Below are 13499 nucleotides of genomic sequence, written 5' to 3'. Positions count from 1 at the left end.
CGCAGGAGCGCCGGACCAAGGCAATGAAACGCACCATGCCGCACGCGGAAAGTTACGACTACATCATCGTTGGGGCCGGATCGGCCGGTTGCGTGCTCGCCAACCGGCTGAGCGCCGATCCCGGATGTTCGGTGCTGCTGCTCGAGGCCGGCGGCTGGGATCGCGACCCCATGATCCACATCCCGCTTGGCTGGGGCAAGATCCTGACCGAGCGACGTCACGACTGGATGTATTTCTGCGAACCGGAAGACAATGTCGGCGGACGCAGGGTCGAGTGCGCCCGCGGCAAGGTGATCGGCGGGTCGTCGTCGACCAACGCCATGGCCTATGTGCGGGGAAATCGCGGCGATTACGACCGTTGGGCGGCCAGCGGGCTCCATGACTGGTCGTACGACAAGGTGCTGCCCTATTTCCGCAAGCAGGAGAGCTGGGAAGGAGGCGCGAGCCACTTTCGCGGCGGCAATGGTCCGGTCAGCACCCAGTTCTGCCGTTACAAGGACCCGCTGATCGACGCGTTTGCGCAGGCCAGCGTGGAGGCAGGATATCCACAGACGGACGACTACAATGGTGAGCGGCAGGAAGGTTTCGGCCGCCTCCAGATGACAATCTCGAAAGGTCGGCGCAGCTCGACCGCGTCCGCCTATCTGCGGCCAGCCCTGAAGCGGCCCAATTTGACCGTGCTGACCGGAGCGACGGCGACGAAGATCACGCTGGAGGGCACACGCGCCACCGGGGTGGTTGTGAACCATGGCGGCGGCCAACGGTCGGTCGTCGCCCGCAGGGAAGTCCTGCTCTCGGGCGGCGTCATCAACACGCCGCAACTTCTGATGCTGTCCGGCATAGGGGCGCCAGAGGAACTCGCGACGCACGGTATCCAGACGCGGGTCAACCTGCCGGCGGTCGGCAAGAACCTGCAGGATCACGTCTCGGTCATTCTCATGTACCGGCGCCGGGGGCCGGGCGGCCCTTTCCTTCGCAACATGCGTGCCGACCGGATCGGGTTCGATTTCGCCAAGACCTACTTCACGGGACGAGGTTTCTCGGGAGATGTGCCCGGTGGGGTCGTCGCGTTCCTGAAAAGCGGCCCGGAGCGTCCGTTGCCGGATGTGCAACTGCTGTTCACGGCCGCCCCGCTCGCCGCGTGGCCGTATTTCGAGCCGTTCAAGGCGCCGTTTCCGGACGGGTTCGCCACACGGATCGTGGCGACGCAGCCTGAAAGCCGGGGCGCGGTGAAATTGGCCTCGGCCGATCCTCTCGCGGCGCCACTGATCCACCAGAATTTCCTCGCCTCGCCGAAGGACTGGGCCTCGCTTCGGGCCGGCTTCCGAGTGGCGAGGGACCTCGCGTCGCAACCCTCCATGCAGCCCTTCATCGAGGCGGAGTTTTTCCCTGGCCCGAAGTGCCAGAGCGACGACGAGATCGATGAACATATCCGCAAGACGTCCATCACCGTGCATCACCCGGCGGGAACCTGCCGGATGGGCGCCGACGCGGCCTCGGTCGTCGACCCGCAATTGCGGCTTCGTGGCGTCGACGGCCTGAGGGTGGTGGACGCTTCCGTCATGCCCGACCTGGTCTGCGGAAACATCAACGCGGCGGTGATCATGATTGCCGAGAAAGCCGCCGATCTCCTCGCGGCATCAAAAGCGGCAACGCAAAGCAGGGCAGCATAATGATCCAGCGTATCGCCATCATCGGTCTGGGTACGATGGGGCCTGGCATGGCCGCCCGGCTCGCCAGGGGCGGCCTGCAGGTCGTCGCCTACGACGTTGCCCCGGCTGCGATCGAGCGCGCGGGGTCCATGCTGGGCGTGGCCGAGAGCGTTCTCGACGCCCTGGGTATCGCGGCGCCACCGGCCGGCGCCGGAACGGTCCGCTTCACGGATGACATCGCAGACGCGGTATCGGGCGCCGACCTCGTCATCGAGAACGTTCCTGAAAACATTTCGATCAAGGCCGATGTCTATCGCACGATCGACAGCCTGATCGCATCGGACACGATCGTCGCGTCCGACACGTCGGGCATCCCGATCACCAAGCTGCAGGCGCACATCTCCCATCCCGAGCGGATGGTGGGCATGCACTGGTCGAACCCGCCGCACATCATCCCGATGATCGAGGTGATCGCAGGCGAAAAGACCGCGCCGCATATCGTGACGACGATTCGCGACCTGATCCGCTCGATCGGCCTCTTGCCGGTGGTGGTGAAGAAGGATGTTCCGGGCTTCGTCGAAAACCGCGTGCTCTATGCGTTGCTGCGCGAGGCGGTCGACCTTGTCGAGCGCGGTGTCATCGAGCCGGAAGATCTCGATACCTGCGTGTCCTGGGGCATCGGCTACAAGATCGCGGTGATCGGGCCGATGGCGCTGCTCGATATGGCGGGCCTCGATATCTACAAGTCCGTCTCGTCCTTCCTCAACGCCGATCTCTCCAATCGCGACGATGTCGCGCCGATGGTGCTGGAAAAGACGAACGCGTCGAAGCTCGGCATCAAGTCGGGGGAGGGCATGTTCTCCTACACGCCCGAGCAGACAAAGGCGCTGCAAGGCGAACGGGCGCGCAAGCTCGTCGCGGTGCGGCGCATCCTGGAGGGCCGGGAGTAGCCATGGCACATCGTGCTCACAAGCCCGGTCGGGTTGGGGTACCGCATGGAGGGCCAAGCCATGCGTGTTGAAACCATCCGGGCAGCCGGTGGCCGGCCGGCCCATATACGTCACGACGACCTGATCTCCGCCAAGGGCGTTTCGGTGGTCATGGCCAGGCAATTGGTTCTGCAGAACATCGATCTTTCGGTACCGAAGGGATCGTTTGTTTCTCTCATTGGTCCTTCCGGTTGCGGCAAGAGCACCTTGCTCAAGGTTCTGGCCGGACTTGTAAATCCGACAAGCGGCAGCGTTTCGATCGCCGGGCTTTCGCCGGTCGAGGCGGCGCGCAAGCGCATGATCGGCCTCGTCTTCCAGGACGCCAACCTTTTGCCGTGGAAGAACGCCGTCGACAACGCTTCCATGCTGCTCGGAATCGCCGACAAGTCGCTTTCGCGCGCACAACTACGGACGCGCGGACAGGAGATGCTTGAGCTGGTGGGCCTGGGCGACAGCGCCCACAAGCGTCCGAACGAATTGTCGGGCGGCATGCGCCAGCGCGTCGCCATCGCGCGGGCGTTGGCGCTCGATCCGGCGGTGCTGCTGATGGACGAGCCGTTCGGCGCGCTCGACGCCATTACCCGCGACCAGATGGGTCAGTCGCTGCTGGAGATCTGGCAGCGCACCGGCAAGACCATCGTTCTTGTCACCCACTCCATCGACGAAGCCATTCATTTGTCTCGCCATGTTCATGTGTTGGGGATCAAGCCCGGCCGGATCACCGAAAGCCTCGATATTGGCCTGCCCTACCCGCGCGATCTGTCGGTGACGGAAGATCCGGAGTTCGTCAGGCTGGTGGTTCAACTGCGCACGATGCTGCGCGCCAGCCACCAACCGGGAGGCGCGTCATGAGCGATCAGCCCATCACCAATCCCTCCGACTCGCGGCTTGCCTCGAGTTGGGTGGCCGCGACCGGGAGCTGGCTGCCGGCGGTCATACTTTTGCTGGCGACGATCGTCGTATGGGAAGCCGTGGTGCGGATTTTCGCTATCTCCGCCTTCATCATTCCCGCTCCGTCCGAAATCGCGCAATCGCTGGTCGCGCAATGGGCAACGCTGATGCAGGCGACGCTGGTGACGGCAGGCGAGATCCTGTTCGGGTTCCTTGTCTCCGTCGTGGTCGGCGTCGCCATTGCGCTGGTCATCGTGCGCTTCGACTGGCTGGGGCGAGCGCTTTATCCGCTGGTGGTGTTGTTCCAGAACGTGCCGAAGGTGGCGCTGGCGCCGATCTTCATTCTCTGGTTCGGCTATGGGCTCGCGCCCAAGATCGGCCTGATCCTGGTCATCGCCTTCTTCCCGGTGACATTGTCGATGCTGGCCGGCATGCAGTCGGTCGATCGCTCGCTGCTGTCGCTGATGAACTCGGTCGGCGCCAGCCCGACGCAGATCCTGTTCAGGATCCGCGTTCCGCATTCGCTGCCGAACCTGATGGCGGGAACCAAGATCGCGGCCACGCTGAGCGTGATCGGCGCCATCGTCGGCGAATTCGCCGGTGCCTCGGACGGCTTGGGCTACGTCATCCAGTTCGCCTCGACCCAGCTCGACACCGCGCTGGTCTTCGCGGCGCTGCTGCTCGTCTCCGTGCTCGGCATCGCCTTCTACTACGCCGCCGAAATCCTCGAACGCATCGTGGTGCCATGGGCACCGAAATTCAGCCAGGCCTAGGCCTCTCGATCAACCACCGTCAATAAAAGGGAACAAAAATGCTGAGACGCTCACTAATCAAGGTAGCCACGCTTGCGGCCTTTGCCGGCGCGCTTGGCTTCTCGAACGCAGCGCTGGCGGCTGACAAGATCACCGTCCAACTCGATTGGGTGGTGCGCGGCAACCACGCCATGTTCTTCGTCGGCAAGGAAAAAGGCTTCTTCGCCAAGAACGACATCGACGTTGCCGAAATCCGCAAGGGTTCGGGTTCGCCGGATGCCATGCGGCTGGTGGGCAACGGGAACGCGGATTTCGGTTTCGGCGATCTTCCCACGCTCGCCGTCGCCCGCTCGCAGAGCGTTCCGGTGGTGGCGGTGGCCGCCGTCAACCAGCACTCGCCGCTGGCAATCATGTCGCTCGCCAAGACGGTGAAGCTCACCAAGCCGGCCGATCTCAAGGGCCTGACCATCGGCATTCATCCAGCGGGCTCGACCTACATCTTCTTCAAGGGCTTCCTGGCGGCCAACGGCCTGACCGAAAAGGACATGACGCTGAACAGCGTCTCGCCGCCCTATGAAAGCTATCTGCTTCTCGGCCGGGTCCAGACGGTGGTCGGCTATGTCGACGCCGAGGTTCCCGAACTGGAAGCCAAGGCGGGCGGTCCCGGTTCGCTCAGCATCATGATGGGCGCCGACCATGGCTGGAAGGCTTATGGCTCCGGCCTGTTCACCTCGGAGACAATGATCAAGGACAAGCCGGACGTCGTCGCCCGTTTCGTCAAGGCCTACAGGGAAGCCTTCGACTATGTTGTCGCCCATCCGGAAGAAGCCGCCGAGATCACTGCCAAGGCTGCTCCAGGCTATGCCGACAAGAAGGATGTGCTGCTGGCGCAGATCAACGCCGACATCGCCTCCACCTTCACCAGCCCCGACACCAAGGATCACGGCCTCGGCTGGATGACGAAGACGCAGTGGGAGGAAACGCTGAAGACGCTCACCGACCAGGGCGTGCTTAAAGCCGCGCTATCGGCCGACGACGTCTTCACCGACAAGTTCCTGGCGAAGGAATAGGGCACGATGGCCCGGACGGACCGATCAATGAGCGCCTACCGGCATGCCAGGCTGTCCTGCTCCATGCCGCAGGACACCTCGCGCTCGCCTTTGGCGGCATCGGTTCGGTCGAGCGCGATCTGCCCGCGCGTGGCATATGCGCGACCCGCGAGGCCACACCACAGGCGCTCGACCGGCAGGTTTTCGCGCTTGTCGTTGAGGATGGTGAAGGTGCCGGTCTTGGGATCGAACCAGAGTTCGACGCGAGCGCTCATGCCCGGCTCTATCGTCGCTATCCCTTCTGAATACCAGTGGGCGAAGTCGGCGTTGCAGGACACGCCTTCCTTGCCGGCATTCGAAATCGTCAACGGCACCATATCGAGCCCGTCGGTGCCTTTGCGGACGATCACGTGGTGCAACTCAACGGCGTTGGCAAGCGATGTGAACGCCAACATCACGGGGAGGACATAACGGATTTTCACTTTGCCTGAGCTCCATGGGTAGCTTTCTCAGGCAGTCTATCTCGCTTGTGCGCAATAACAATAAAAATATTGATTGGAAATCAAACAGAGAGGGTAACATGTTAAAGATCCTGAAGGGTAGCGTAAGTGCATTAATACTGTCTGGTATCTTGATGGGCGGCGCGCTTGCCGGCGAAGTCAAGTCGATCGCCATCCTCACGCCTGAAGAAGGCACGGACTATGGCTGGAACCAGCAAGGCATCGACGCCGCCAAGGCAGCCGGCAAGGCAGCCGGCGTCGAGGTGGTCGTGGCCCAGGGCCTCGGCTATGGCGATGTCCGTCCGACGCTGCGCGAGCTCGCGTCCGACGGCGCCAGCCTGCTGATCGCGCATGCCAGCGGCTACAACACCTCGGCACCCGAGATCGCCAAGGAACTGAAGGTTCCGGTAGCGATCGTCGATACGCCGAACGGGCTGGAGAAAGGCCTCGTCGCCGACTACACGCTGAGCGGCCACCAGGGCGCCTATCTGGCCGGCCGTCTCGCCGCCAAGATGTCGCGCTCGAAGTCGGTCGGCATCGTCGTCTCCGGTGAACCGCCATCGTGGAACTCGCAATCGGCGGCGTTCGCGCAAGGGGTGAAGGCGGAGAACCCGGACGTCAAGATCACCTATGCGGTGATCGGGCCGGCCGCCTACAGTGACGCTGCCGGCGGCAAGCGCGTCACCGAAAGTGTCATCGCCTCGGGCGCCGACATCATTTTCGGCCAGGGCAACGGCTCCAGCTTCGGCATGCTGCAGGCGGTCGAGACGACCAAGGCCGCCGATGGCGGCAAGGTCTATTTCATCGACGTCATCGGCGACAAGTCGCCAATCGACAAGGGCTTCCTGCTGTCGTCGGTGGTGTGGAACATCGAACCGGTCTACGCGGCGATGATCGCCGACCTGAAAGCCGACACGTTCGGTACCAAGCATTATTCGATCGGCCTCAAGGACGATTCCGTGCAGTTGCTGAAGACCGCCGCCATCCCCGACAAGGTCTGGAGCGAAATCCAGGCGCTGCGCGAGGACGTCATTTCCGGCAAGATCAAGGTCGAGCCAGTCTATGACGCGGCCGCCGTCAGGGCACTGATGACAAGCGTCGCCCAGTAAGGCGATCAGAAGTCGGCTGCCGGAGGGGCGATCGGTTCGCCCCTCCGGATATTTCCCGTTTTCCAGTGCTGGGCTTTCATGAGCAGTCTTTCTTCATCGCCCGTCGACAGCCGCGACATCGTCGCGCTCGAAGCCGTGACCAAACGCTTTCCCGGCATCGTCGCCAACGACAGCGTCGACCTGTCGATCCATCCTGGCGAGGTGCATGTACTGCTCGGCGAGAACGGCGCGGGAAAATCCACCTTGATCGGCATGCTGTCGGGCCTGCAGCAGCCGGACGAGGGGCGCATACTTGTCGACGGCAAGCCGACGCCGATCACCTCGCCACGCCATGCGCTGGCGCTTGGCATCGGAACGGTGTTCCAGCACATGATGCTGGTGCCCACCCTGACGGTCGCCGAGAACCTGCTTCTTGGCGGGCCCTGGTGGCAGCGTCCCAGGACCGAAGAGCTTGCGGCCCGCGTGGCCGAGATCACCAGCAGCCTCGGCATCACGGTAAAACTGCATGCCAAGGTTTCGGAACTTTCGCTCGGTGAGCAGCAGCAAGTCGAAATCCTGCGCGCCATGGTGCGCAACAGCCGGCTGCTGATCCTCGACGAATCCACCTCGATGCTGACGCCGAAGGGCATTGAGGAACTTGGCGCGCTGATGCGCCGCCTCGTCGAACAGGGATTGGCGATCGTCTTCATCACCCACAAGCTCAAGGAGGCGGCCGCCTTCGGCGACCGCATCTCGGTTCTCAAGCTCGGCCGCAAGGTGGGTGAGATCCCGCCCGAGCGGTTTCGCGCACTCGGCGAGCAGGAGATTATTTCCGAGATCGTGGAGTTGATGTTCGGCAAGCAGAAGGACGATCCCGAAGCGGTCGAACGTCCGGCCCGCGCGGTCGATGCCAGTGCCGCGCCTCTGCTTCAGGTCGCGGATCTCACGGTCGCGCCGACCGACAATGCGCCCGGCCTGTCGTCGATCTCCTTCGACATCCGTCCGGGCGAGATCCTCGGCATCGCGGGCATTGATGGCAACGGCCAGAAACAATTGGCGGAGGCCCTGGCCGGTCAACGGGTGGCGACCAGCGGTTCGGTCCGGCTGGAGGGCACCGCCATCGAAGCGCTGAGTGTCGGCGAACGCCGCCACCGCGGTCTTCGCTATTTGACCGACGACCGACTGGGCGAGGGCACCGTCGGCACGTTCCCGGTCTCCATCAACTTCTTCCTCAAGCAGGTCGGGGCGGCGCCCTTCTGGCGCAGCGGCGTCGAGCAGCGCGCCGAGATCGACAAACGCGCCGCCGAACTGGTGCGCGAATACGATGTGCGCACGCCAAGCTTGAAGACGCCGGTGGCGCGGCTTTCTGGCGGGAACATCCAGAAGGTGCTGCTGGCGCGGGAACTGGCCGAAGGCGCCAAGGTGGTGATCTTCAACAAGCCGACCTATGGACTCGATCTCGCCAACACGCTGGCCTCGCGCCAGCGCATCCGCGACACGGCTGCACGGGGTCTTGCCGTACTCTTGATCTCCACTGACCTCGAGGAACTGCTCAGCATGTGCGACCGCATCGCCGTCATTGCCAATGGCGCGCTGGTCGGCACCGTGGCGAATGCCGACGACGTCCGTACCAGGGTCGGCCGCCTGATGATCGGACTTGCCGCATGAGCATCGACACCGCACCCACCGCTGGCGCCACCGCACTCGATGCCACGAGCGCCGCCGCCACGCGGCGAGACATGTTGCACCGGCTGCTGATGACACTAGGGCCGATCCTTGCCGCCCTCGTCATCGCTGGCTGCATCCTGCTTGCCGTCGGCGTCGACCCGCTCGCTTATTATGGCTATGTGCTGGAGAAGGGCCTCTTCTCGCCGCTCGGCATCCAGCAGACGCTGACGCGCATGGCGCCACTGCTGTTTCTCGCCGCCGGCCTGATCGTTGCCTTTCGCGCCGGCATGTGGAATCTGGGCGGCGACGGCCAGTTCCTGCTCGGCGCCGTCACGGCGGCGGCCAGCGCTCCCGTGCTGGTGCAGGTCATGCCAGCCTGGCTGGCGTTGTTCTGCGCGTTCCTGATTGCCATGCTGGTGGCCATGATCTGGTCGCTGGTGCCGGCGCTGCTGCGCGCCTATCAGGGTGTCAACGAGATCATCACCACGCTGATGATGACGTTCCTCGGCACGTCGCTCGCCAACGTGCTGGTCAAGCTGGTGTTTCGCGATCCCGGCACGACCGTGCCGCAGACCCGCACGCTGCCGGTGGAAGACCGGCTGCCGCGCCTGTTCGAAACCACCATCACCAGTGGCCTGCTGCTCGGCCTGGCGGTAATCATCATCGTGCATCTGGTGATGACGCGTACGGCATTCGGGCTGAAACTGAGGATCGTCGGCGCCAATCCGCGCGCCGCGGTTCATGCGGGGCTGGGCGTGCCCGGCCTGACGATTGCCGTCTTTGCCATTTCCGCCGGGCTCGCCGGCCTTGCCGGCGCTGTCGACATCATCGGCGTGCAAGGCAATGTTCGCGCCGACTGGAATCCAGCCTATGGGCTGGCGGTCATTCCGGCCGTGTTTCTCGCCCGCATGAACGGCTTTGCCGCGATCGGCTTCGTGTTCCTGCTCTCCGTATTGTCGATCGGCGGCGAGAGCGCGGCGCGGCGGCTTGGCGTGCCCAATCACTTCACGCTGGTGCTGGTCTCCATCGTGCTGATCGTGCTCGCCTTGGCCGAATATGTCGACCACCGTTATCATCAGTCGAGAAAGGCGTAGGGCATGACCGGGCTCTTCAGCGAAGTCTTTCTCAGCGCATTGCTGTTTGGCGCCGTCACCGCCGCCATTCCGCTGCTGCTTGCCGGGCTCGGCGAGCAGATGTCGGAAAAGGCCGGCGTGCTCAACATCGGCATCGAGGGCATGATGCTGGCCGGCGCTTATCTCGGCTTCGTCGGCGCGTTCTATTCGGGATCGCTGTGGCTAGGCTTTCTCACCGGCGCTGCGGGCGGCATCGCGGTGGCGCTGATCATGGCGCTGCTTTGCGTGCGCATCGGGCTGAACCAGATCGTCATCGGCATCGCGCTGACGCTTGGCCTCGAAGGCCTGACCGCGCTGCTCCATCATTTCCAGTTCTCGCGCAGCTATCCTCGCCTGCCGGCGGCGGACGCAACCGTCATTCCGCTGCTGTCCGACATTCCGGTGATTGGCCCGGCCTTCTTCAGCCATCACTTGATCGTCTATCTGGCGGTCGCCCTGGTGTTCGCCATGAGCTATCTCTACCGCCGCACGCAGCTCGGTCTCAATCTGCAGGCAGCGGGCGACAAGCCGGCCGCGCTCGATGTCGCCGGCATCGACGTCATCAGGACCCGCACCATCGCGGTGCTGACGACCGGCGCGCTGGCGGGGCTTGGCGGCGCCTATCTCGCCAATGTCGGAGCGGGCCTGTTCATTCCGTTCATCACCAATGGCGCCGGCTTTCTCGGCATCGTGCTGGCCATGCTGGCGCGGGGACGGCCGATCTGGGTGCTGTTCGGCGCTCTTCTGTTCGGCGTCTGTCTTTCGCTGACGACGGCCATGCAGGTGGCGGGCATCAACATACCGACCGATGTCATCCAGATGCTGCCCTTCCTGGCGGTGATGATCATGCTGGTGCTGTTCGGGCGGCGGGCCAGCCTGCCGGCGGCACTGGGCATTCCATACGAGCGCGGGGCGCGCTGAGAAAAACCAGACGCGCGGATGGAACCCGCGCCGGAAAAGGAGGCAACAATGTCGGATACCAAGGTCTACCTGCTCGACGGCGGCTCACTTGTCCTCGACGGCTATCATGTGTTCTGGAACCGTGGCCCAGGCGGCGAAGTGCGCTTCCCCGTCTATTCGATCCTGATCGAGCATGCCGAGGGCCGCTTCCTCATCGATACCGGCTATGACTACGACCACGTCATGACGGTGCTGCCCTTCGAGAAGCCGATCCAGGAAAAGCACCAGACCATTCCCGGCGCGCTGGCGCTGCTCGGGCTGGAGCCGAAGGACATCGACGTCGTCGTCAACTCGCACTTCCATTTCGACCATTGCGGCGGCAACAAGTATTTTCCGCATGCCAAGAAGATCTGCCACCGTTCGGAGGTGCCGCAAGCCTGCAATCCGCAGCCCTTCGAACATCTCGGTTATTCGGACCTGAGCTTCTCGGCGGAAGCGGCGGAGGCACGTGGCGCGACCGCGCAACTGCTGGCAGGCACGACACGGGCCAACTCGACTTTCGAGGGCATCGAAGGTGACATCGAACTGGCAAAAGGCGTGAAACTGATCTCCACCCCCGGCCACTCGATCGGCCATTACAGCCTTCTGGTCGAGTTTCCCAAGCGCAAGCCGATCATGTTCACGATCGACGCCGCCTACACGCAGAAGAGCCTGGAAACGCTTTGCCAGGCCGCCTTCCATATCGACCCGGTCGCGGGCGTCAATTCGATGCGCAGGGTGAAGAAACTTGCCGAGGATCACGGCGCCGAGCTGATGTACTCGCACGACATGGACAACTTCAAGACCTACAAAACCGGCACACAGTTCTACGGCTGATCGCCGCCAATCCGGAGACCAAGACCATGCGCTATCCCGATCACGCGGATCCGGTCCTCACGCTGACGGCGGGGCCAGTCAATGCCTATGCCGAGGTGCTGCGAGGCCTCGGCCGCACGGTGCTCTACGACTATGACCCGGCCTTCCAGCTCTTCTACGAGAAGGTCGTCGACAAGGCTCAAAAAGCGATGCGGCTTTCCAACAAGCCAGTCATCCTGCACGGAGAGCCGGTGCTGGGTCTCGAGGCGGCGGCGGCGTCGTTGATCACATCGGACGACGTCGTGCTCAACCTTGCCTCGGGCGTCTACGGCAAGGGGTTCGGCTATTGGGCGAAGCGCTATACACCGCATCTCCTCGAAATCGAAGTGCCCTACAATGAGGCGATCGACCCGCAGGCGGTTGCCGCCATGCTGAAGGCGCATCCGGAAATCACTGTCGTCTCCGTCTGCCATCACGACACGCCGTCGGGCACGATCAACCCGATCGATGCCATCGGCGCGCTGGTGTCGGCGCATGGCGGTTACCTGATCGTCGATGCCGTCTCGTCTTTCGGTGGCATGAAGACGCATCCGGACGACTGCAAGGCCGACATCTATGTGACCGGCCCGGGCAAATGTCTTGGCGCGCCGCCAGCGCTGACGATCATGGGGGTCAGCGACCGCGCCTGGGCCAAGATGAAGGCCAACAAGGCGGCGCCCCGGGCCTCGATGCTGAGCATCGTCGACTGGGAGAACGCCTGGTCGCGCGACAAGCCATTCCCCTTCACGCCCTCGGTGGCCGAAGTGAACGGCCTCGATGTGGCGCTCGATCTCTATCTCAACGAGGGACCGGAAGCGGTTTGGGCGCGCCATGCACTGACGGCCAAGGCCATGCGGGCCGGCGTCGTCGCCATGGGCCTGTCGATCTGGGCCGCCAGCGATGCAATCGCCTCGCCGAGCACCACGGCTGTTCGCACACCCGACGGTGTCGACGAGAAAGCACTTCGCCAGGCAGCACGCGCCCGCTACGGCGTGGTGTTTTCGTCGGGTCGCGGCGAAACTTTGGGGAAGCTTACACGCATCGGCCATATGGGCCCGACGGCACAGCCGATCTATGCGATCGCGGCGCTGACGGCGCTTGGCGGCGCCATGAACGCGGCTGGCCAGAAGCTTGTGGTCGGCAAGGGCATCGACGCGGCGCTGGCGGTGATCGACGCCGACGCCTGAACAGACATCAACAGACCACGCATCGAGGGAGAAATTTCATGACGGAACGGCTTGCGGGAAAGACGGCGCTGGTGACGGGGGCGGCACAAGGCATCGGCAAGGCGATCGTGGTGCGGCTGGCGGCCGACGGCGCGACCGTCATCGTCAGCGACATCAATGCCGAGGGCGCCAAGGCCGCGGCCGCCGAAATCGGCGGCAAGGCGAAGGCGATTGCAGCCGATATTGCCGATCCGGCTTCGGTGAAAGCGCTGTTTGGCGAGATACAGGCACTCACCGGCGGCGTCGACATCCTGGTCAACAATGCCAGCATCGTGCCGTTCGTCGCCTGGGACGACGTCGACCTCGACCATTGGCGCAAGATCATCGACGTCAACCTGACAGGGACCTTCATCGTCACCCGCGCGGCGACCGACCAGATGCGGGCGGCGGGCAAGGCCGGACGCGTGATCAGCATCGCCTCCAACACCTTCTTTGCCGGCACGCCGAACATGGCGGCCTATGTCGCGGCCAAGGGCGGCGTCATTGGCTTCACCCGGGCGCTGGCCACCGAGCTTGGCAAGTACAACATCACGGCCAATGCGGTGACGCCCGGCCTGATCGAGAGCGATGGCGTCAAGGCAAGCCCGCACAACGAGGCGTTCGGCTTCGTCGAGATGCTCCAGGCGATGAAGGGCAAGGGCCAGCCCGAACATATCGCCGATGTCGTGTCGTTCCTGGCCAGCGACGACGCCCGCTGGATCACCGGCCAGACGCTGAATGTCGACGCCGGGATGATCAGGCACTAAGGGCAATCGTCAAGTCCGGCGCCCTGCCGGCC

General features: G+C 63.8%; 13 protein-coding genes. 12 read left to right on the top strand and 1 reads right to left on the bottom strand.

Going from position 1 to position 13499, the window contains the following annotated elements:
- Positions 1 to 35: 35 nt before the first annotated feature.
- From LB516_RS27845 to LB516_RS27825, 5 genes are read left to right on the top strand one after another with little or no spacing between them, the layout of a single operon-like run.
- Entirely contained in the window at positions 36 to 1673 is a 1638-nt protein-coding gene (locus LB516_RS27845; RefSeq protein WP_224684167.1) for a GMC family oxidoreductase, read from the top strand.
- Positions 1673 to 2602 carry a 5-formyl-3-hydroxy-2-methylpyridine 4-carboxylate 5-dehydrogenase gene (fhmpcd1, locus tag LB516_RS27840; protein ID WP_140721551.1) on the top strand — a complete coding sequence of 310 codons (930 nt, stop codon included), beginning with the start codon at positions 1673 to 1675 and terminating at the stop codon, positions 2600 to 2602. Before LB516_RS27845 ends, fhmpcd1 begins: the two co-directional genes overlap by 1 nt.
- Before the next feature lie 60 nt (positions 2603 to 2662).
- Positions 2663 to 3493: an ABC transporter ATP-binding protein gene (locus tag LB516_RS27835; protein WP_140713531.1), complete on the top strand. Its 831-nt coding sequence runs from the start codon at positions 2663 to 2665 to the stop codon at positions 3491 to 3493.
- Positions 3490 to 4305, top strand: coding sequence for an ABC transporter permease (locus tag LB516_RS27830; protein ID WP_140823173.1), 816 nt, complete (start codon positions 3490 to 3492; stop codon positions 4303 to 4305). Before LB516_RS27835 ends, LB516_RS27830 begins: the two co-directional genes overlap by 4 nt.
- A gap of 38 nt (positions 4306 to 4343) precedes the next feature.
- Positions 4344 to 5354 (top strand): ABC transporter substrate-binding protein, encoded by a 1011-nt coding sequence (locus LB516_RS27825; protein ID WP_224720748.1) that lies wholly within the window; start codon positions 4344 to 4346, stop codon positions 5352 to 5354.
- 35 nt (positions 5355 to 5389) lie between these two features.
- On the opposite strand, the gene LB516_RS27820 is transcribed toward LB516_RS27825, so the two are convergent.
- Positions 5390 to 5743 (bottom strand): hypothetical protein, encoded by a 354-nt coding sequence (locus LB516_RS27820; RefSeq protein WP_224720747.1) that lies wholly within the window; start codon positions 5741 to 5743, stop codon positions 5390 to 5392.
- Between the two features lie 170 nt (positions 5744 to 5913).
- On the opposite strand from LB516_RS27820, the gene LB516_RS27815 reads away from it, so the two are divergent.
- The 7 genes from LB516_RS27815 to pldH all read left to right on the top strand — a co-directional run bounded on the left by LB516_RS27815 (position 5914) and on the right by pldH (position 13467).
- On the top strand, positions 5914 to 6942 hold the full coding sequence (locus LB516_RS27815) for a putative B6 ABC transporter substrate-binding protein (RefSeq protein ID WP_140617628.1): 1029 nt from the start codon (positions 5914 to 5916) through the stop codon (positions 6940 to 6942).
- A 78-nt stretch (positions 6943 to 7020) separates the two neighbouring features.
- Entirely contained in the window at positions 7021 to 8589 is a 1569-nt protein-coding gene (locus LB516_RS27810) for a putative B6 ABC transporter ATP-binding protein (RefSeq protein WP_224720746.1), read from the top strand.
- Positions 8586 to 9683, top strand: coding sequence for a putative B6 ABC transporter permease subunit 2 (locus tag LB516_RS27805; protein WP_224720745.1), 1098 nt, complete (start codon positions 8586 to 8588; stop codon positions 9681 to 9683). Before LB516_RS27810 ends, LB516_RS27805 begins: the two co-directional genes overlap by 4 nt.
- 3 nt (positions 9684 to 9686) lie before the next feature.
- Positions 9687 to 10622: a putative B6 ABC transporter permease subunit 1 gene (locus tag LB516_RS27800; RefSeq protein ID WP_224720744.1), complete on the top strand. Its 936-nt coding sequence runs from the start codon at positions 9687 to 9689 to the stop codon at positions 10620 to 10622.
- A 48-nt stretch (positions 10623 to 10670) separates the two neighbouring features.
- Positions 10671 to 11477, top strand: coding sequence for a 4-pyridoxolactonase (gene pldA / locus LB516_RS27795; RefSeq protein WP_224720743.1), 807 nt, complete (start codon positions 10671 to 10673; stop codon positions 11475 to 11477).
- A gap of 26 nt (positions 11478 to 11503) precedes the next feature.
- Positions 11504 to 12682, top strand: a complete 1179-nt coding sequence (ppaT, locus tag LB516_RS27790) for a pyridoxamine--pyruvate transaminase (RefSeq protein WP_224720742.1) — start codon at positions 11504 to 11506, stop codon at positions 12680 to 12682.
- Positions 12683 to 12720: 38 nt separating this feature from the next.
- Entirely contained in the window at positions 12721 to 13467 is a 747-nt protein-coding gene (pldH, locus tag LB516_RS27785) for a pyridoxal 4-dehydrogenase, SDR-type (protein ID WP_224720741.1), read from the top strand.
- Positions 13468 to 13499 lie beyond the last annotated feature (32 nt).

This window comes from Mesorhizobium sp. CO1-1-7 (assembly GCF_020164885.1).
GTDB lineage: Bacteria > Pseudomonadota > Alphaproteobacteria > Rhizobiales > Rhizobiaceae > Mesorhizobium > Mesorhizobium australicum.
This window is presented reverse-complemented; position numbering and strand designations above follow the sequence as displayed.

What these genes read in the sequence shown, in the direction of transcription:
- LB516_RS27845 (WP_224684167.1), top strand. Translation starts at nt 36, where the DNA reads ATGCCGCACGCGGAAAGTTACGACTACATCATCGTTGGGGCCGGATCG.
- fhmpcd1 (WP_140721551.1), top strand. Translation starts at nt 1,673, where the DNA reads ATGATCCAGCGTATCGCCATCATCGGTCTGGGTACGATGGGGCCTGGC.
- LB516_RS27835 (WP_140713531.1), top strand. Translation starts at nt 2,663, where the DNA reads ATGCGTGTTGAAACCATCCGGGCAGCCGGTGGCCGGCCGGCCCATATA.
- LB516_RS27830 (WP_140823173.1), top strand. Translation starts at nt 3,490, where the DNA reads ATGAGCGATCAGCCCATCACCAATCCCTCCGACTCGCGGCTTGCCTCG.
- LB516_RS27825 (WP_224720748.1), top strand. Translation starts at nt 4,344, where the DNA reads ATGCTGAGACGCTCACTAATCAAGGTAGCCACGCTTGCGGCCTTTGCC.
- LB516_RS27815 (WP_140617628.1), top strand. Translation starts at nt 5,914, where the DNA reads ATGTTAAAGATCCTGAAGGGTAGCGTAAGTGCATTAATACTGTCTGGT.
- LB516_RS27810 (WP_224720746.1), top strand. Translation starts at nt 7,021, where the DNA reads ATGAGCAGTCTTTCTTCATCGCCCGTCGACAGCCGCGACATCGTCGCG.
- LB516_RS27805 (WP_224720745.1), top strand. Translation starts at nt 8,586, where the DNA reads ATGAGCATCGACACCGCACCCACCGCTGGCGCCACCGCACTCGATGCC.
- LB516_RS27800 (WP_224720744.1), top strand. Translation starts at nt 9,687, where the DNA reads ATGACCGGGCTCTTCAGCGAAGTCTTTCTCAGCGCATTGCTGTTTGGC.
- pldA (WP_224720743.1), top strand. Translation starts at nt 10,671, where the DNA reads ATGTCGGATACCAAGGTCTACCTGCTCGACGGCGGCTCACTTGTCCTC.
- ppaT (WP_224720742.1), top strand. Translation starts at nt 11,504, where the DNA reads ATGCGCTATCCCGATCACGCGGATCCGGTCCTCACGCTGACGGCGGGG.
- pldH (WP_224720741.1), top strand. Translation starts at nt 12,721, where the DNA reads ATGACGGAACGGCTTGCGGGAAAGACGGCGCTGGTGACGGGGGCGGCA.